This window comes from Priestia sp. TRM10 (assembly GCF_057808375.1).
The window spans coordinates 67,103-86,133 of the sequence record NZ_JBJZOT010000013.1 but is presented as its reverse complement, the minus strand read 5'-3'; the positions used below and the strand labels follow the sequence as shown (position 1 = coordinate 86,133).

17 protein-coding genes and 2 riboswitches are annotated in these 19,031 nt (G+C 37.2%); of the genes, 4 read left to right on the top strand and 13 right to left on the bottom strand.

Translation table 11 applies throughout. The features are described from left to right. Nucleotides 1-4: 4 nt before the first annotated feature. The 4 genes from ACK3CR_RS11705 to ACK3CR_RS11690 form a co-directional block, all read right to left on the bottom strand. Nucleotides 5-637 (bottom strand): methylthioribulose 1-phosphate dehydratase, encoded by a 633-nt coding sequence (locus ACK3CR_RS11705; protein WP_243513957.1) that lies wholly within the window; start codon nucleotides 635-637, stop codon nucleotides 5-7. Beyond that, nucleotides 634-1,296, bottom strand: a complete 663-nt coding sequence (locus ACK3CR_RS11700; RefSeq protein ID WP_488975472.1) for a 2-hydroxy-3-keto-5-methylthiopentenyl-1-phosphate phosphatase — start codon at nucleotides 1,294-1,296, stop codon at nucleotides 634-636. The genes ACK3CR_RS11705 and ACK3CR_RS11700 overlap by 4 nt, the downstream gene beginning before the upstream one ends. Continuing rightward, the gene (locus ACK3CR_RS11695) at nucleotides 1,293-2,510 is read right to left on the bottom strand and encodes a 2,3-diketo-5-methylthiopentyl-1-phosphate enolase (RefSeq protein ID WP_488975471.1); all 1,218 of its coding nucleotides are present in this window, start codon (nucleotides 2,508-2,510) and stop codon (nucleotides 1,293-1,295) included. Before ACK3CR_RS11695 ends, ACK3CR_RS11700 begins: the two co-directional genes overlap by 4 nt. 71 nt (nucleotides 2,511-2,581) lie before the next feature. Continuing rightward, nucleotides 2,582-2,680: riboswitch (SAM riboswitch) on the bottom strand. A gap of 76 nt (nucleotides 2,681-2,756) precedes the next feature. Continuing rightward, nucleotides 2,757-3,929 (bottom strand): pyridoxal phosphate-dependent aminotransferase, encoded by a 1,173-nt coding sequence (locus ACK3CR_RS11690; RefSeq protein ID WP_488975789.1) that lies wholly within the window; start codon nucleotides 3,927-3,929, stop codon nucleotides 2,757-2,759. A 205-nt stretch (nucleotides 3,930-4,134) separates the two neighbouring features. After that, nucleotides 4,135-4,272, top strand: a riboswitch (SAM riboswitch). 127 nt (nucleotides 4,273-4,399) lie between these two features. On the opposite strand from ACK3CR_RS11690, the gene mtnK reads away from it, so the two are divergent. From mtnK to ACK3CR_RS11675, 3 genes are all read left to right on the top strand, one after another. After that, the gene (gene mtnK / locus ACK3CR_RS11685; protein ID WP_243513966.1) at nucleotides 4,400-5,611 is read left to right on the top strand and encodes an S-methyl-5-thioribose kinase; all 1,212 of its coding nucleotides are present in this window, start codon (nucleotides 4,400-4,402) and stop codon (nucleotides 5,609-5,611) included. A gap of 16 nt (nucleotides 5,612-5,627) precedes the next feature. Beyond that, nucleotides 5,628-6,674 carry an S-methyl-5-thioribose-1-phosphate isomerase gene (mtnA, locus tag ACK3CR_RS11680; RefSeq protein ID WP_488975470.1) on the top strand — a complete coding sequence of 349 codons (1,047 nt, stop codon included), beginning with the start codon at nucleotides 5,628-5,630 and terminating at the stop codon, nucleotides 6,672-6,674. A 132-nt stretch (nucleotides 6,675-6,806) separates the two neighbouring features. Beyond that, a complete protein-coding gene (locus tag ACK3CR_RS11675; RefSeq protein ID WP_019392904.1) occupies nucleotides 6,807-6,929 on the top strand; it encodes a hypothetical protein in 123 nt (40 codons plus the stop codon). 25 nt (nucleotides 6,930-6,954) lie between these two features. On the opposite strand, the gene ACK3CR_RS11670 is transcribed toward ACK3CR_RS11675, so the two are convergent. From ACK3CR_RS11670 to ACK3CR_RS11645, 6 genes are all read right to left on the bottom strand, one after another. Then, on the bottom strand, nucleotides 6,955-7,455 hold the full coding sequence (locus tag ACK3CR_RS11670) for a methylated-DNA--[protein]-cysteine S-methyltransferase (protein WP_276517199.1): 501 nt from the start codon (nucleotides 7,453-7,455) through the stop codon (nucleotides 6,955-6,957). Then, nucleotides 7,452-9,650, bottom strand: coding sequence for a PAS domain-containing sensor histidine kinase (locus ACK3CR_RS11665; protein WP_243513970.1), 2,199 nt, complete (start codon nucleotides 9,648-9,650; stop codon nucleotides 7,452-7,454). The genes ACK3CR_RS11670 and ACK3CR_RS11665 overlap by 4 nt, the downstream gene beginning before the upstream one ends. Nucleotides 9,651-9,793: 143 nt before the next feature. Further along, nucleotides 9,794-10,495 carry a LutC/YkgG family protein gene (locus ACK3CR_RS11660; RefSeq protein WP_328123304.1) on the bottom strand — a complete coding sequence of 234 codons (702 nt, stop codon included), beginning with the start codon at nucleotides 10,493-10,495 and terminating at the stop codon, nucleotides 9,794-9,796. Continuing rightward, nucleotides 10,492-11,916 (bottom strand): LutB/LldF family L-lactate oxidation iron-sulfur protein, encoded by a 1,425-nt coding sequence (locus ACK3CR_RS11655; RefSeq protein ID WP_243513974.1) that lies wholly within the window; start codon nucleotides 11,914-11,916, stop codon nucleotides 10,492-10,494. Before ACK3CR_RS11655 ends, ACK3CR_RS11660 begins: the two co-directional genes overlap by 4 nt. Before the next feature lie 15 nt (nucleotides 11,917-11,931). Next, entirely contained in the window at nucleotides 11,932-12,648 is a 717-nt protein-coding gene (locus ACK3CR_RS11650; protein WP_488975469.1) for a (Fe-S)-binding protein, read from the bottom strand. A 122-nt stretch (nucleotides 12,649-12,770) separates the two neighbouring features. Continuing rightward, nucleotides 12,771-14,552, bottom strand: coding sequence for an L-lactate permease (locus ACK3CR_RS11645; RefSeq protein WP_243513978.1), 1,782 nt, complete (start codon nucleotides 14,550-14,552; stop codon nucleotides 12,771-12,773). A 291-nt stretch (nucleotides 14,553-14,843) separates the two neighbouring features. Between ACK3CR_RS11645 and ytvA the strand changes: the two genes are divergently transcribed. Continuing rightward, nucleotides 14,844-15,623 (top strand): YtvA family blue-light photoreceptor, encoded by a 780-nt coding sequence (ytvA, locus tag ACK3CR_RS11640; RefSeq protein WP_243513980.1) that lies wholly within the window; start codon nucleotides 14,844-14,846, stop codon nucleotides 15,621-15,623. A 35-nt stretch (nucleotides 15,624-15,658) separates the two neighbouring features. Here the strand turns inward: ytvA and nadE are convergent, their stop codons facing one another. The 3 genes from nadE to ACK3CR_RS11625 all read right to left on the bottom strand — a co-directional run bounded on the left by nadE (nucleotide 15,659) and on the right by ACK3CR_RS11625 (nucleotide 18,987). Continuing rightward, nucleotides 15,659-16,492 (bottom strand): NAD(+) synthase, encoded by an 834-nt coding sequence (gene nadE / locus ACK3CR_RS11635; RefSeq protein ID WP_243513983.1) that lies wholly within the window; start codon nucleotides 16,490-16,492, stop codon nucleotides 15,659-15,661. A 92-nt stretch (nucleotides 16,493-16,584) separates the two neighbouring features. After that, a complete protein-coding gene (locus tag ACK3CR_RS11630; RefSeq protein ID WP_243513988.1) occupies nucleotides 16,585-18,105 on the bottom strand; it encodes a nicotinate phosphoribosyltransferase in 1,521 nt (506 codons plus the stop codon). A gap of 162 nt (nucleotides 18,106-18,267) precedes the next feature. Beyond that, entirely contained in the window at nucleotides 18,268-18,987 is a 720-nt protein-coding gene (locus ACK3CR_RS11625; RefSeq protein ID WP_276517200.1) for a FadR/GntR family transcriptional regulator, read from the bottom strand. Between the last annotated feature and the right edge of the window lie 44 nt (nucleotides 18,988-19,031).

Below are 19,031 nucleotides of genomic sequence, written 5' to 3'. Positions count from 1 at the left end.
CTCCTTAGTTTGTAAACTGTATTTGTTTTGCAAAAAGCTTAAGTTTTAATAGATAGCTACATAAAAACTCATATGCTTCTAAATGACGTTTAGCTTCAAAAGCTGTTTTCCCCCATACTGTGATTCCGTGATTGCGAATTAATACAGCTCCTGTATCTTCCTTAATATGCTTTTTAAATACATCTCCAAGTTTTTGTAAATCCGCAAAATTCGGGATGATTGGAATCTCTACTTTTGCATCTTCTTCCCAAAGTCCTAATGCTTTAATAATCTCCTGCTTTGTAAACACAACTTTCCCCTGATCACCATAAAGTTCTGAAACAACGTTATTATCAACTGTATGAACATGTAAAACGCATCCTGCTTTCGTTTTCTCATAAATAGCCGTATGGAGAACAGTTTCTGCAGAAGGTTTAAGCCCTGTTTCTTCTGCAGGAAGCCCATATTGATCTACAAGCAAAAAGTCTTCATTTGTACGTTTGCGCTTATCTTTTCCGCTTGCTGTAACAAGAAATGTTGTAGGACTTTCTGTTACTCTAATTGATAAGTTACCGCTTGTGCCAAAAAACCAGTCTCTTTCTGCCAATTCATCCTTGATAGCAGCTAATTCAAGCCACTTTTCTTCGTACCCACTCATTTTAGTTCCTCCCTCACCCGCTTAATCTCAGAGATAACATCATAAAACGTGTCAAATGAAGCATGTGGAAGCTTTAATGTTTCACATTTCTCTAACAAATAATCTCTAGCAATTACGAAATCAGCTTGCTTTGCAGCTTGAAGATCCGTTACAGAGTCGCCAATAACAATTGTAAATGCATCATCTTTTTGCAACGTTCTTAACAGCGATGGTTTACAGCAACCGCAACCGTTATCACACTGACTATCACAGCTATGTGGCCAGCGAATTTGTACATTCTCTCCGCTAAAATCTCCTTTATTGCAATAGATAAAATCTTTTTCTATATAGGGAAAGAGAATGGGACGAACAAAAAAATCAATACCTCCACTTACGATATAAAGAGGAATGTGATGTTCTTTCACATACAAAACAAACTCACTGAAGCCATTGCGAATTTGCGCATTTTCTAGTACATACTCTGTCATATCTCCTTTAAGAGAAGATGGTAAAAGATTAAACATCTTTCCCACTCCTTCTTTGATGGAGATTTCTTCAGCAAGCACTTGATCTTTTAATGAAACCCATTCTTTCGGCGCAAATTTTTTCATAATTTCAATAATGTTATCTTTAGATGTAACCGTTCCATCAAAATCACAAAACAAGATCAAATTCTTCATTTTACAACCTCTTTAGCTCCCCAAAGCTCAATTGCTTCTTTAAGGTTTTCGCTTGTTTTTGAAGCCTCTTGTAATGTTAATCCAGATACCGCAGCGTCAATGGCTGCTCTGAACGCTTTCCCTCCGCCGACTGCTCCATTTGGGTGCCCATGTACACCTCCACCAGCATTAATGATTGTATCTTTTCCAAAATCATTATAAATAAGAGGCACAAGGCCTGGATGAATCCCAGCTGATGGAACAGACCATCCTTTTTTCAAAGAGCTATTTTCTGTTAGATATTCATGGGTCTTAATTGCCTCACGATGATCAAGGGCAACACTTCCATATGGGGAAGGAAAAAGGGAGAAATCAGCTCCTGCTAAACGATTAAGTTTTCCAAAAAGCAATGAAGCACTTATTCCGTAAAAAGGTGATGAAGTCATTGCACCACTGAACGCTGGGTGCGCCATAATTGGCAGCCCGATTTCTTCATCTTCTCGAAGAGCTTGCAAAACATCTAAGCCATATGAGTACACGTTAAACAAAAGAGCATCTGCTCCAAGTTCTTTAGCACGCTTTGCTTTATCTTTTAGTTCAAATGTTTTGCCGGATAAGTTTACAGCATAAAGTGTTCTTTTCCCTGTTTGTTCATAAACATCATCAAGTACTTTCTTCCCTTCACTAATTCGATCTTCAAAAGGTGTGAGTTTATTTTCAAATAAAATCTCATCATCCTTAATTAAATCTACGCCACCTAATGCTTGGCTTTTTAACTGATTTTTCAAATAGGACATGTCACGTCCAATCACACCTTTAAAAATACTCATCACTAGAGGACGATTGTGGACATTAATTTTTGTACGTATTTCTTCAATGCCAAAGCGAGGTCCTGGAAATACTTTTGTTAGTTCTTCTGAAAGTTTTAGATCAACAAGTTTAATCTTCCCGTCTAAAGAAAGTTTTCCGAAAACTGTTGTTAAAATAGCTGGTATGTCATGAGAAAAGTTAGCAGAAGGGTAAGCAATAGCTATTTCTGCTTTATAACCTCCCTCTTCTTCTCTAATGATTTCTGAATACATAACGCGACCTTTGTGTTGTTTCAACTGCTCTCTTTCTAAAAGAGGCAAGTCTGTCCATGAACCAACAGTAAGACCTAACGCTATCTTTTCTGCCTGTTCTTCGACTTTTCTATTTTTTAAAATATTATGATATATTGCAATTACTTCGCTCATGTAGCGTCACCTCTTTATGTAAAAATAAAACCTCTCTTCAATCACTGATTGAAGAGAGGTTTTGTATGATCCTCTTATCTCTCAGCATTGCTGTAAGATTTAGCACCGTACTTTATAGCCGGTTGCCGGGCTTCACAGGGCTTATTCCCTCCACCTACTCTTGATAAGAATTATATTTATGTTTAGTTGTTTATGAGTCAATTCACTTTGGATTATGACATTCAAAGAAAAGATTGTCAATAATTTTTAGAAAATTCCTAATCCCTTGATTCGCTCAATAGCTTCTCGGATTCGCGTTTCCTCTGTTAGCAATCCTGTTCGTACATATCCTTCACCATGCTCACCAAAACCAATTCCTGGAGCTACCACAACATGTGCTTTCTTCAAGAGTAGATTGGAAAATTCCGTTGATGTATATCCTTTAGGGACACGAAGCCAAGCAAAAAAAGAGCCTGCTGGAGCTTTTACATCCCATCCGATATTTTGCAATCCCCCTATCCAAACTTCACGTCTTCTCTCATAAAGAGACAAAAGATCCTGAACACTTTTATGACTATGCAGAAGCGCAACTTCGGCTGCTTTTTGAATAGGACTAAAAATACTAACATAAAGGTGATCTTGTAAAAGTTCAATTGCTTTAATAACGCTCTCGTTTCCAACCGCAAAAGCAATGCGCCAGCCTGCCATATTAAATGTTTTAGAAAACGTATAAATCTCAATTCCAACGTCTTTTGCTCCTTCAGTTTGCAAAAAACTTCTTGGCTTCTTGCCATCAAATCCGATTGCTCCATAAGCAAAATCGTGAACAACACAGATATCATTTTTGTCGGCAAAGCTCACCGTATCTTCAAAAAATTCTTTTGAAGCAACAGCACCTGTTGGATTATTTGGATAGTTTAAAAACATCAGCTTAGCACGTTGTTTATCTTCTTCTGACAGTGAACTATAGTCAGGTAAAAAATCATTTTGCTCTGTTAAAGGCATTTTAGTTAATGTTGCGCCAGCTAGCGCAACCCCTGATAAATAGTCCGGGTAACCCGGATCTGGAACAAGGACACCATCCCCTTTATTAAGCAAACACTGGGGAATTTCAACCAATCCTGCTTTTCCGCCAAATAAAATGGCTACTTCTTTTGTTGGATCAATTGTTACTCCATATTCTTGTTTATAAAAAGAGGCTGCAGCCTCTTTTAAAAAGCTGTGCCCTTGAAAAGGCGGATAACCGTGAAATTGAGGATTATTACTTGCTTCTTGAAGAGCCTTTACAATATGATTAGGAGTCGGCTTGTCTGGATTTCCCTGACCAAAATTAATTAAGTCATGTCCTTTATGTGCTTCTTTTGCTACTTTTTTAACAAGAGAAGCAAAAAACTGTTCTGGTAACCCTTTTAAAAGGTCTGACTGCTGAAATATTTTCATCATAAACAACCTCTCGAAAAATTCTACAAATTCTAATGATTCATGATATATGCTTCTTTCATTTCTGTAAAGATGAAAAAAGAAAAGTTTTTCTCGCTCTAAACAAATAACCTAATCTTAAATTTACGTGTTGACAAAACCTACAATCGTTGCTAGTATACTTTTCAAACAGTGTTATTTCATTTCCAACTTAAAATCACATATACTCTTATCAAGAGTTGGCTGAGGGAATTGGCCCTTTGACGCCCAGCAACCGACCATTTGTTCATTCTGTGTAAAATGAACGTAAAAGTGGCACGGTGCTACTTCCAACAGAAAGGATATCCTTTCTGAAAGATAAGAGGTTTGACCATATCTTCAAGCCTCTTTCATAAAGGAAAGGGGCTTTTTCATTGTTAAATAAGCACCCCTACTCCCTTTCACTTCTTAATTCCGATTAAACAAATCTATTTTGGAGGTTTACTTCTCTTATGACTTTTCAATTTGATGTTTATAAACCGTTAACAGAAGAAAGCGCTATATCTCTTTTAAAACAACTTCATTTTTTTGCTGAAGATGAACATGTAACATGCCATGAAATTGGCGATGGGAACCTTAACCTTGTTTTTCAAATGAGTGCTCAAGGTAGCGCAAAAAAATGGATTGTAAAGCAAGCTTTACCATACGCTAAAGTTGTGGGAGAAAGTTGGCCATTGACGCTGCAGCGAGCCAAAATTGAAAGCGAAGCTCTGTTACAATTTGCAAAATTCACCCCTCACCTTGTTCCTGAGGTGTTGTACAGTAATGAGACGCTCGCACTAACAATTATGGAAGATTTATCTCATCTTTCCATTGCAAGGACAGGACTTATTAAAGGTGAATCTTATCCGAATTTAGGAAAAGATATTGGCACCTTTTTAGCTCACATTCTCTTTAAAACATCTGATTTAGGGTTGAGTCCAACTGAAAAGAAAGAAAAAGCACAGCAATTTTCAAACCCTGAGCTTTGTAAAATAACAGAAGACCTCGTTTTTACAGATCCATTCTTTGATCATGATACAAATGATTTTGAACCAGAACTATCAGAAAAAGTAGAACAACTTTGGAAAGAGGATGAACTTAAGCTTGAAGTAGCTAAATTGAAGAGACTGTTTTTAACAAATGGAGATGCCCTTATTCACGGTGATTTACATACAGGAAGTATTTTTGCTAGCGAGCATGAAACAAAAATTATCGATCCTGAATTTGCTTTTTATGGACCTTTTGGTTTTGACTTGGGTCATTTTATCGCAAATTTATTGTTTAATGCACTCCGTCGTCCCCAAGCTCAAACTGAGCTTTTTGGCTTTATTCATGATACATGGGAAACTTTTTCGTCTGTATTTACGTCTCTTTGGAAAGAGGATAAAAACAATCCTTTTCTACAAGTTAACGGCTATCTTGACTATACACTCCAAACCATTTGGCAAGATGCATTAGGTTTTGCAGGATGTGAAATAATCCGCCGAACAATTGGGCTTGCTCATGTAGCAGATCTTGATACGATCGAAGAAAGTGAACTTCGTATTCGTACAAAAGAGATTGCTTTAGACATAGGAAAATCTCTCATTTTAAATCGAGTAGAGATTAAAACTGTTCAAGACTTGCACGAGCTTTATATTGAAAATAATGAATTTTTAGGAAATAACGCTAGAACTGTTTAGAAAGGATGAAAGAAAAATGGCAATACCAAGATCGGTAGAATGGAAAGAGGATTCCATTAAAATTTTAAATCAACAACTTATTCCCAATTCTGTTGAGTTTCTAACTTTAGAAACAATTGAAGATGTATGGGATGCTATTAAAACTTTAAAAGTGCGTGGAGCACCAGCAATTGGAATTGCCGCTGCTTTTGGATTAGCCCTAGCTGGATCAAAATTTGAAGGAGAGGACTTACAAGAATTTCATACACACATTCGTGAACAAAGCTTATACCTTGCTTCTTCTCGCCCAACGGCCGTTAATTTAACATGGGCCCTTCATCGTTTACAAAATAAAATTGAGAATGCGGCTTCTGTCAATGAAGCAAAAACAAATCTTGTTCATGAAGCTATTTTGATTAGCGTTGAGGATGAAAATATCTGTTATAACATTGGACAGCATGCTTTGTCACTTTTTAATAAGAATGATTCTGTAATGACCATCTGTAATGCAGGGTCGATTGCCACCGCTTATTATGGTACGGCATTAGCTCCTTTCCATCTCGCAGCAGAAGTTGACTTCCCTATCCATGTATTTGCTTGTGAAACTCGCCCTCTCTTACAAGGTGCGCGATTAACAACGTGGGAACTCTTACAAAGCGGGGTAAATGTTACGTTAATTACTGATAGCATGGCTGCACATACAATGAAAACAAAGAAAGTCGACGCTGTTATTGTTGGAGCCGACCGCATTTCTGCAAATGGAGATACAGCTAATAAGATCGGAACCTACGGATTAGCTATTTTGGCAAAACAGCATGGAATTCCATTTTATGTTGCGGCTCCTTTATCAACGTTCGATATTTCTCTTAAAAATGGAGATGAAATTCCAATTGAAGAACGAAAAGAGGAAGAAATCCTTAAAGTAGGAAATGAGTGGGTTGCACCTAAAAACACATCTGTTTATAATCCTGCTTTTGATGTGACTCCTGCAGAACTTATCTCAGGTATTATTACAGAACAAGGTATTATACATGGAACTGAATTCGATAAAATCCCTGACTTATTTACAACTAAAAGCTTATAAAAGAGAAGAAGCATAGCTGCTTCTTCTTTGTTTTTTACAGAAGTGTAACATTTCATTGTAGAAAACATATTCTTCTCTTCAACTGCTTATTATAATAATGAAATTTTTAAAAAGTGTAAGGAGGACAAGAAAGTGAAAAAAAATGAGAAAGAATTCACAGAATCCGAAAGCTCCATGCACGAAACAGATGAACAACAGTCTGTTGATCTCGTTTTTATAGAAGGACAAGGATGGAAAGAAGAAGAAAGTGAATAAGCTAAGCGAATGTATCGCTTAGCTTTTATATTTTTACTGTGCCATTCTGAACTGTTAATCCTTCAACAGTTAATAGAAGTTCTTTTTGATGTATTTTATTTCCCGCATATCCTGTTAAAGAGGCATCTTTTCCTATTACACGGTGACAGGGAATAATAATAGGCAAAGGATTAGCTCTATTAGCACCGCCAACTGCTCTTACTGCTTTTGGACGCTGTACCTCTGCTGCAATATCACTGTAAGACCAGACGCTTCCATAAGGAATTTTTGATAATGTATTCCACACTTCCCGCTGAAATAGCGTACCTTTTTCAATACAAAGCGGTAAATTAAATGTTTGTCGTTCTCCTTTAAAATATTCCTCAAGCTGTTGCTTAGCAGTAAGCGCCCAACCCTGATTTTTAATTTCATCTTTTTCAATAACAAGCTCTTCTCCAATGGAAAGAGCTGTCACGCCTTTGTCGTTTGAATGGATGACAATATTGCCAAGCATCTCATGAACAAGGACGCTATAATATTTGTTCATTCTTTCTTATTCTCCTCACTTGGGTTGATTGGTAAGATGATGGAAAAAGTTGTGCCAAGTCCTATCTCACTATGAACGTCAATATAACCGCCATGTTCCTCAATAATTTTATATGACACCATAAGACCTAGTCCTGTACCTTTTTCTTTTGTTGTATAAAAAGGCTCGCCAAGACGCTTAATTCGCTCTTCAGGCATGCCTTCTCCTTCATCTTTAATAGAGACTACAATAAACTTTTCATCTTTAGCATGTACACTTACAGTTAGGGTACCACCTATAGGCATAACTTCCAATGCATTTTTCATAATGTTAATAAATACCTGTTTTAGCTGATTCGGTTCACAGTAAAGAAGCGGTAATGAAGGCTCAAATTCTGTATGAAACTGCACGTTTACAAGCGTTGCTTGTGCTGTTAATAAGTCCATTGTTTCTTGGACAATTTGAATAATATCTTTTTGCTCGTGTTTAATTGCCTGAGGTTTTGCTAATACAAGAAAATCTGTAATAATATTTTCAATACGCTGAAGTTCTGACGTAATGACGTCAAAATATAGAGAAAAATCATCTTTCTCTTCATGATCTATACTATTTTGTAAAAGCTGAATAAATCCTTTCAATGCTGTCATTGGATTTCGGATTTCATGAGCAATTCCTGCGGCAAGCTGCCCTACCACTTGTAGGGTATCTGATTTTCGAATTTGCTCTTCCATCTCTTTCTTTTCAGTGACATCTCGTAGCATTGTCATATAGACCCCTGGAATAATATCTTTCTTCGTTGAATATTCAATGGTTCGCTTGCGACCACTCTTCATTGTGTAAGTTAACTCACCTTCATGCTCTCTGTATTCCTTAAGAAACGATAAATGAACATCTAATATCTTTTTGTTTCCTTCATCTAGCAGGTTTCGCACGTTCAATGAGCATACTTCTTCTTTTGTTAATTCAACAAAATCACATAAAACAGAGTTAGCATCAATAATCTTTAAATTTTCATTCCAAAGCAGAACACCATCGACAGAACCATTGAAAATCGTTCTAAATTTTTGCTCACTTTCTCTTAACTCTTGTTCCATTTTCTTTCGTTCACTTATATTACGGAAAATAGTTAGATTATGGCCTTTTATAATACCTTGTTTTGCTGTAAACTCTAAGTCTTTCTTTTCACCATTTGGCATATAAAAAGGCAGCTCTTCTCTTATCGCATTAAAATCATAAAAACGATTTGTAATTTCTTTTGTTTTTGGCTGTGATAAATCTAAAAATTCTTCTAGATTACTTCCGATAAGTTGATGAAGAGGAAGCTCAAATGTACGAGAGGAAGAAGGATTTGCATCTACAACTGTCCAATCTTCATTCCAAATAATAATGGCATCAACAGCGCTTTCAAAAATTTCTCTAAATTTCTTTTCACTTTTAGCTAGCTCTTGCTCCATGTCTCTCTTTTCTGTAACATCGCGCATGATAGACATATAATAATCACTATTAATATGAGCTGTTGTTGTAAAATCAAAGTACACTTCTTCTCCTTGCCTAGTTTGAATAGGAAGTTCTCCTTGTGATTTTCCATTCCTTTTTAGCGCATGCCAAAGACGCTCAATCTTATAATGATAAATCGGAAGAACAAGCTCACTTAATGTTTGAACAAGCAGTTCATTTTTAGTGTAGCCAATCCTTCGGCAAAGGGACGGATTCGCATCAATAATTCGCCCTTTCTTGTCAAAAATCAAAATACCATCAATCGCTTGATTAAAAATATCTTGAAACATTTCTTGACTAATAAACCGCTCATTTTCTAAGTTCTTTGTTTTTGTAATATCCCGGAACGTTGTCATTAAAATGGCATTTTCTCCATCATGCTTTTCTGACTGAAATTCAATATACTTTATCGAGCCATTCGGCAAATATAAGGGGCCCTCAAAATAAAAATGGTCTCCGCTTGTAAGAGAATAATCATACCGCTCTAATGCCTCACTTGACATCATTTCCAAAAAATCTCGCACATGAAGTGAGAGGAGCTCCTCTTTTGCACATTCAAACAAGCGACAGGCTGCTTGATTGACGTCTGTAACGCGCAAATCACCATTAAATACAATCATTGCATCCCGTGCTCTGTCAAATACGATTCTAAGCTGCTCCAATTCTGCTGTTTCATCTCGACTTTTCTCAGTTGCTTGAAGTGATCCTTCAGCCGACATAAACGTTGCTCCTTTCACACATATATAGTGACAGCTTTCTTATTATCTTATGGTTATTCTACATATTACTCCAAATTCCTCCTATCTCTTTTTGAATAGACAGGAAAAGATGCTTGACTAGATTTCTCTAGCCAAGCATCTCTTTAACAGTCTTCAACAATAATATAGGTTGCTTTGACAGGACCATGAACACCAACGACAAGGTTCATCTCAATATCGGCTGAGTTACTCGGTCCTGTAATAAAATTAATGCAAGAAGAAATATCTTCTCCTCCTTCAACTTTTTGATGAATATACTGCGCAGCTTGCGTCATTCTCGGCACGATTGTACTCTTAGGAATAATAGCAATATATGTTGTAGGAAGAAGGCTAACTGAACGTCCCTTTCCTCCTCCGTTAAATAAAACAACTGTTCCTGATTCTGATAAAGTTATATCACTAAACGTAATCCCAACATTAGCTTGTGCTGCTTTTTGGATATTCTCTTCTCGTTTATCCTTGCCCCATATATGAACATTTTGTCTATCTAGAAGGGAAGATAGGCCATATTGAGAAAAACGAGGGTCATCCCATACAATAACCTCTCCTCCTCCGTTTATTTCAACTACTTTTTCTACTACTTCTTGCAAGCTTATGGATAAGGTGCGAATACATTCTGTATGAATCTGTTCACAGTATTCTTCGAGATGATCTGCTAGTTCATCATTTGAAGCATCTTGAAAAACATATTGTTGGGGAGAGTGTGTCCATGTTGGACGTTCTATCTGTTTACTTCTTTTTCTTCCAAGCTGCTTAGCAATATCATTCAGGAAAGAATCTCTATTTTGAATTGTTCCATAGCTCATTTGTTTTCCCCCTTTCTTTCCTGAAACCAATCTCTGAATCGCTCTTTGTTTGGAGCTGGAAATTCTCGAATATTAGTCCAGGCTTTAAGCGGTCCAGGCCCTTTTGATATTTTGTCATCTGTTGTAAAAGGACTTAGTGCAGACTTGGCCACCTTACCACCCAAATTATATAGTTTAGGAATTGATGCCCCTAACCCAAAGACTTTCATAGCCATCTTCTCTGAAATAGGAGCACGTCCCTCTCTTTCTACAATAACCTCTCTATGCTTGTGCAAAAGTTCATGAAGCGGAATCTTAACAGGACATGCTTCTGTACATGCTGCACAAAGGGTAGAAGCATATGGAAGTTCTTTATAATCATCATAGCCACCTAAAAGTGGAGACAAAACAGCTCCTATCGGCCCTGGATAAATAGATCCATAGGAATGGCCACCAACATGTCGATAAACAGGACAAACATTTATACAGGCTGCACAGCGAATGCACTGTAAAACAGATTGAAATTCAGTTCCGAGAATGTTAGACCTTCCGTTGTCAACAATTACGAGATGAAATTCTTCCGGACCGTCTACATCTCCTTCACTTCTTGCACCTGTTAAAGCTGTAACATAGCTTGTTAAACGTTGTCCAACAGCACTTCTTGTTAATAAACTAACAAGAACCTCAAATTCTTCAAATGTTGGCACAATCCTTTCCATTCCCATTACTGTGATCTGAGTTTTAGGAATACTCGAAACAAGCCGAGCGTTCCCTTCATTTGTAACAAGACCAATAGAGCCTGATTCTGCTATAGCAAAATTACATCCTGTAATTCCAATATCAGCTTTTAAAAATTCTTTGCGTAACATTTCACGCGCATGAAGTGCAAGTTCTTCTGGCTTCTCACTTTTCAAGTAAGACAACTTTTCCTTAAACACTTCGCGAATTTGTTCTTTATTTTTATGAAGAGCAGGTGCCACAATATGTGAGGGCGGATCGTGTTCATCTAGCTGAAGAATGTATTCTCCTAAATCTGTTTCAATCACTTCGCATCCTATACTCTCTAATCCTTCATTCATACTAATTTCTTCTGTTACCATTGACTTTGATTTTACAATCTTCTTAGCTTCTTTACGCTTTACAATATTTTGGATATACTTATTTGCTTCTTCACTTGTTTTAGCAAAAAAGACATTTCCGCCTCTTTTAGCAACATTATCACTTAGCATTTCTAAATAATAATCAAGATGATCAAGCGTATGTTTCCGGATTTCTTCCCCTAGTGAACGCCATTCTTCCCAATGTCCAAGCTCTTGGGCCGCGTGTAAGCGTCTAGCTCTTAAGCGTTCCTGAGCACTTGACACAGCGGAACGCATAAAATCATCTTGAAGGCCATCACCAACACGTTCTTTAAACTGCTTTTCTCCAATTTTCATCCCCATATGTTCTGCCTCCTTCTAATGGCTATTCAATACTTCTGCGATGTGAAGCACTTTGATTTCCTTTCCTCTCCGTTCTATCCTTCCACCAATGTTCATCAAACAGCCACAATCTCCGCCAATTAAATAGTCTACTTCTGACTCGTCAATATGGTTGGCTTTTTCATCTACCATTCTTTCAGAGATATCTCCCATTTTCACCGCAAATGTTCCACCGAAACCACAGCAGTTGTGCGAATTAACGAGCGGTTCAACTTCTAGACCTTCTACATGCTGTAAAAGCTTAAACGGGGCATCTCCAACTTTTAAAAGCCGAGTCATGTGACAAGAGGTATGATAAGTCGCTTTTCCTTGTAGCTTTGCTCCTACATCCTCGACTCCTAATACTTCAACAATAAACTGAGTAAGCTCATACGTTTTAATTGCTAAGCTCTCAGCTTTTTCACGCCACTCGCTGTCATTTTTAAAAACATGAGGATAGTCGCGAAACATCGTTGCACAAGATCCTGATGGTGTAACAACATACTGGGCATGCTCAAATGTCCGAATCATATTTTTCATTGCTTCTCGCGCTTCCTTGACGTATCCGCTATTATAAGCAGGCTGTCCACAACACACTTGCGTAGTCGGGAAATCAAGTTCACATCCTAATCTTTCTAAAAGCTCCACTGTTGCTTTTCCTACTTCTGTTTGAAACATGTCGACAAGGCACGTTGCAAATATGGATACTTTCATTTTTACCCCTCCGTATTAAACAGGTCATCTGATGACTTATGTTTAACTTATTTAAATATAAGAATATTCACAATCTATATTTTACCATAATCGTACTGCTAATTTATGAATTAAGCTATTTTTTATATACTTTTACGTTCTTCTTTTTCATATACCCTTGTATTTCTTGTTTGTAAAATAATAGTGATAATAAGTCCTGCTACTACTCCTCCAAATAATAGAGTACCAATATTAAAACCAACTCCATATAGAATCATATACCCTGCTGCTCCTGTAATGAAGACGTAGAAAGTCATCGGTAAAAGAAGCTTGCGAATCAGTGAACCTTCTTTTCCAGCTAAACCTGCGGCAGCTGATGCCGCTACAACATTATGCACACATATCATATTCCCAGCAGCTCCTCCTACAGCTTGCAAAGCGACAACAATACTTGGAGTTGCGCCAATATTGTCTGCTACTCCAAATTGAAAAAGAGCAAACATCATATTGCTGATTGTGTTACTTCCAGCTACGAAAGCTCCAAGTGCCCCTATCGCTGGTGAAATTAGAGGCCAGTTCTCATTGAAAACCCCTGAAATTCCCTCTGCTATTGTTAGCGGCATACTCATATATCCTTCTAAACTTCCTCCTGTATTAATAAAAACTTGAACCATTGGTACGGAAAAGATTAAAGCAACCATAGCAGCACTTACTGTCTTTCGTGATTCCCCTATTGCTTTTTTAGCACGTTTCCATTCCATCTTATGAAGAAAGAATACGATAAAGCTTGTAAGTAAAAACACAACTCCAGGAATATTAAGCGGAACTGTAGAAAAACCAATTTCACTTCCAAATAAATGGTCTATTCCCACTTCCCAACTTTTCAACCAAGAGGAGAATGGCAAAAAGTTAACTCTTGTCATAACTAAAAGTGCAGCTACAATAATATAAGGAACCCATGCTAAAAGAGGTGAAATAAAACGACCAGGCTTTTCATTTTTTATTTGTAGCGTTCCGCTCCATTCTTTATTCCATTTTTCCTTATGTTCAAAATCCCAAGCTTCTTTTGGTACAAACAAACCTTTTTTAACTGCAGGAATTACAATGGCTAGTCCAACAAGTCCTCCAATAAGGGAAGGAAACTCAGGGCCTAGAAAGACCGCTACAAGCATATATGGAACCGTAAATGAAAGTCCTGCAAAAAGAGCAAACTTCCAAACTGCAAAACCTTCTCTAAATGATTTTTTCTCACCAAAAAATTTCGTAAGCATAGCAGCTAAGAAAAGTGGAATAAAAATTCCTGCAATACTATGGATGATGGCTACTTGTCCTCCAAGATCAATAAGATAGCGCTCATATGTTGTACCAAGAGTTACAATATGCTTATCAACAAGCTCTGAACCGCTTAATCCTGTTCCAACTCCTGTTAAAATTGGCGTCCCAACTGCTCCGAAAGAAACAGGTGTTGATTGAATAATAAGGGCTACCATTACAGCTGCAAGTGCAGGAAATCCCACGGCTACAAGAAGTGGAGCAATAACAGTTGCTGGTGATCCCCACCCTGCTGCTCCTTCTAAAAATGAGCCAAAAAACCAGGCGATAATGATTGCCTGAATACGCCGATCAGGCGTAATCCCCATAAAACCTTGACGAATCGTATATACTGCTCCACTCTCCTTCAACATATTTAAGAGGAGAATAGCTCCAAAAACGATAACACCAACTTCAAGAGCAGATACAACTCCCTTTACACTTGCAGCCAAAATATCTGTCAGCGGCACCTTCCATACTCCATAGCTCATTACTGCTGTAATGAGTAAGGATAAAGGCATTGCCTTATTTGCTGGCCAACGCAAAACCACAAGAAACAAGAAAACTGAAAAAATAGGTACAACCGCTAGCAGTGATAACATCCCCATGCTCATTGCTAAATTCCTCCCTCTCCTTATAACATATGGTCATCAGATGACCAAACGTAATCATATATAATTATATTAGAAAACGCTTACAAAATACAATACTTAAAAATGATTTTTCCTTTTTATTCTAAAAATATATGAATGGGAAATAATGAGAAGAAATGAAGGTTCTTTTCTTCTCATTATCTGATTATCTATCCTATTTTCTTTTTTTAGCTATAGCATCGTTAAGCTTTTATGAATGATATAAAATCGTTATAATAAAACTAGGCTATTAAGGAGGGTTCTCGTATATTTATGGAAAACAATCAACCCCAGTTGAAGAACAACTTAATTTCAAAAGCAATTGATTACACACGTGTGGGTGTCGTTATTACAGATCCTTCACTTCCTGATAATCCTATTGTTTATACAAACCAGGCATTTTTGAATCTAACAGGCTATGGTGAAGAAGATGTTATTGGAAGAAACTGTCGTTTCCTACAAGGAGAAGCTACAAATAGAGAAACCGTTCAAGAAGTTAGAAAAGCCATTCAACAAAAAAAACCAATATCTATTGAAATCCAAAACTATCGAAAAGATGGAAGTAGGTTTTGGAATGAGCTTGCGATTGATCCTGTTTATTCTGAGGAAAATCAAAAATGGTATTTTGTTGGAATACAAAAAGATATTACGGTGCAAGAAAACTATAAACAGCTTCTAGAAAAAGCTTTAAAAGAACTAACTGTTCTCTCAACCCCAATTGTTCCAATTGCTGAGAAAATCTCTGTTCTTCCTATTATCGGAACACTTACAGAAGAACGCTATGAAGAAATGATTAACCAAGTAAGTCATTACTTAACGACTGCTAAAGATGATGTTCTTGTGATGGATTTATCAGGTCTTATTGGGATTGATACACATGCGGCCCATAAAATCTTTAAGTTTCATGAACTTCTCAAATTAATGGGAACAGATCTCATTTTAACTGGAATAAAGCCGGAGCTTGCTATCAAAACAGAACAACTCAATCTTGATTTTTCATCCCTTCAAACGTTCCTAAATGTAAAGGATGCAATCAAACAGCTTAAAAGCTAAAAAACCAGCGAAGAGTTACTTCTCCGCTGGTTTTTTTATTTCTTCCAGAAGTCATCATAAACAGTAATTGGTAGATGACGTTTATGCTCTGTTTTAAGGAAATGTGCTTGAATTTTCTCTGCTGCTTCTTTTCCTACGTCTTTTCCTTCTAGATAATCATCAATTTGATCATAGGTGACACCAAGTGCTTCTTCATCAGGAAGCTGTGGGCGATCTTCTTCAAGATCTGCTGTTGGCTTCTTATTATAAAGATGCTCTGGACAGCCTAGCTCTTTTAACAGCATCTTACCTTGACGTTTGTTTAAACGAAATAGAGGGACAAGATCCGCGCCACCGTCACCATATTTTGTATAGAAACCTGTGACAGCTTCAGCAGAATGATCTGTTCCAATTACAACTCCGCTATACATACCCGCAATTGTATATTGAGCAATCATACGCTGCCTTGCCTTCACATTCCCTTTGTTAAAGTCAGAAACTGAATCACCAGTATCTGTTTCAACAGCAACAAGCATTTGATCAACAGCGCCTTTAATATTCACTGTGACTGTACGGCTAGGTTGAATAAATTTAAGCGCATCTTGACAATCTTCTTCATCCATTTGTGTTCCATATGGAAGACGAACAGCGATAAACTCATACTTTCCTTCTCCAACTTCTTCATTTAGCTCGTCTACTGCCATCTGAGCAAGTTTTCCTGCTAATGTAGAGTCTTGTCCACCAGAGATTCCTAAGACAAATGTTTTTAAAAAGTCATATTGTTTCATATAGTCTTTTAAAAAGTCTACACTCTTACGAATTTCTTCTTGTACATCGATAGATGGTTTTGTATCCATTTCTTCAATAATACGTTTTTGTAAATCACTCATAGTTTTCTTAACTCCCCTTCCAGCTTTTCACGATAGTTCTTATTAATGTTCCCTATTTCTTTTGTAACACATTAGAAAGTTTTTTAAACTCATTAACGAGTTTGCATGACTCTTGTCGCTTCTCTGCGCGTTTCCTCAATATTGTGCATTTTGTTCTGCCAACATTCTGTGCTTAAATCAACTGGATATTCTGTTGGTCTTGATACATCTTCATCTGATTTTGAGATAATTTTATAATCGTCCCACAAATATTGGAGATTCTGCAAACAGTACGCTCTCATTTGTTCAATAGACGGCTCTTTATAAATAAGCTCGCCTCCAGCAAAGATGTTTTGATGAATGTTTGTTGCTCTAAAGTCTGTAACATATTTACTTACATGCGTATGTACAGGATGGAACATTTTTAAATGATCTTCTTCGTTTGGCTTTTCATTTTCCATTGCAATGTAATCGCCTTCCCATTTTCCATTCATCGTATTTGCAATACGATATACGCTTTTTAAACCTGGAGTTGAAATTTTCTCTGGGTTTTCTGACAGCTTAATTGTATCTACCATATTCCCGTTTTCATCTTCAATTGAAACAAGCTTATATACAGCTCCTAATGCTGGCTGTTGATAAGAGGTAATCAGCTTTGTTCCAACCCCCCAGCCATCAATCTTAGCTCCTTGAGCTTTTAAATCTGTGATGGAATATTCATCAAGATCGTTTGAAGCGAAGATTTTCGCATTTGGAAACCCTGCTTCATCAAGCATTGCTCGAGCCTGCTTCGACAAATATTGAAGCTTTCCACTATCAAGACGGATGCCAATAAAGTTAATACGGTCACCCATTTCTTTTGCAACGCGAATAGCGTTTGGCACGCCAGAGCGAAGCGTATTATATGTGTCAACTAAAAATACGCAGTCTTTATGCGTTTCAGCATAATGTTTGAAAGCTTCATACTCATTACGATACACTTGAACAAGGGCATGTGCATGAGTACCTGAAACAGGGATGCCGAAGATCTTTCCAGCGCGCAAATTACTTGTTGAATCAAACCCACCAATATAGGCTGCTCTTGTTCCATAAAGAGCGGCATCTAATTCATGAGCCCGTCTTGAGCCAAATTCCATAAGCGCTGGCGCATTTTCTCCTTCAATAAGCGTATCTGCTCCTACAGCTAACCTGATGCGTGATGCTTTTGTCGCAATAAGAGGATGGAAGTTTAAAATATTAAGAAGCGGCGTTTCAATAAGCTGTCCTTGTAAAAGAGGAGCATCAATTCGCATAATTGGCTCATTGGCAAAAATAATCTCTCCTTCTACAACAGACTGAACGTCTCCAGAAAAACGTACGCCCTTCAAATAATCGATAAACTCTTCCTCAAATCCTAGTACATTATATAAATAATCAAGATCTGTCTCACTAAAACGAAAATTTGCTAAATAATCAATTACGCGTTCAAGACCCGCAAAAACCGCATATCCTCCCCCAAAAGGCATTTTGCGGAAAAACGTTTCAAAAACAGCTCGACGATTATGCATGTTGTTTTTGAAATACGATTTCGCCATATTAATTTCATATAAATCTGTATGAAGTGCTAAACTATCATCCTGGTAGCATTTACCCATTTCCTGTTCCTCCACCGACAATTGGTTATTTTCGTTCACATAATTCATGGTGAGTGCAACCTATTTCCTCTATAATTAGAAGAATGCTAAACTTGCTACTATATAAAAAAGCTGAACTCTTTTTAAAGCGAACTAATTCCATTATTTTTCCCACATGCTATTTTACTTCTCCTCAACAACATTTTCTAGTAAAACAGCTTCAACACTCATTAAATGAGAAATCATTAAATCTTGGGCTCGCCTAACATCCATTGCTTGAATAGCCTTATAAATTTGCATATGCTCATCATAAAGGCGCTGAGAAGTGGTTTCTTTAGAATACAGCCATACTCTCCTTGTTTCCCTCATTGATTGAAGCATCATTTCCCCTACATTGTTCATAAGTCCTACTAAAAGGGGGTTTTGAGAAGCTTTCGCAACAGCAAGATGAAATTGAAAATCAGCTTTCTCACCAAGTTCCTCATCACCAACAGAATTCAGCATTTTTTCTAATATGTTTTTCATATTTATTAAATCTTCTTCTGTTCGCTTTGATGCTGCAGCCCCTGATGCCCCAACTTCCAGCACTTTTCGAACTTCTAGCAAGTTTTCAATATCTTCTTTCTTCATAAGAACGGCTGTTGTAATAGGGAGAGAAATCATAGATGGATCAAATTCCCTGACAAAGGTGCCTTCACCTTGTCTCATTTCAATAAGTCCCATTGCTCTTAAGGCACTTAGTGCTTCTCGAATAGCAGAACGGCCAACTTGAAAATTTTCAGCAAGCTGCCATACAGAATCTAACTTATCACCAGGTTTCAAATCCCCATTTTTTATATTTAAAAGCAGCTCTTCTGCTACTTGTTCATAAATTTTCCTTGGTTTAATTTTTTTATATTCCAAAGCCGTCACCTCTGCCTTGTTACTGCCCTTATTGTAACGAAAAC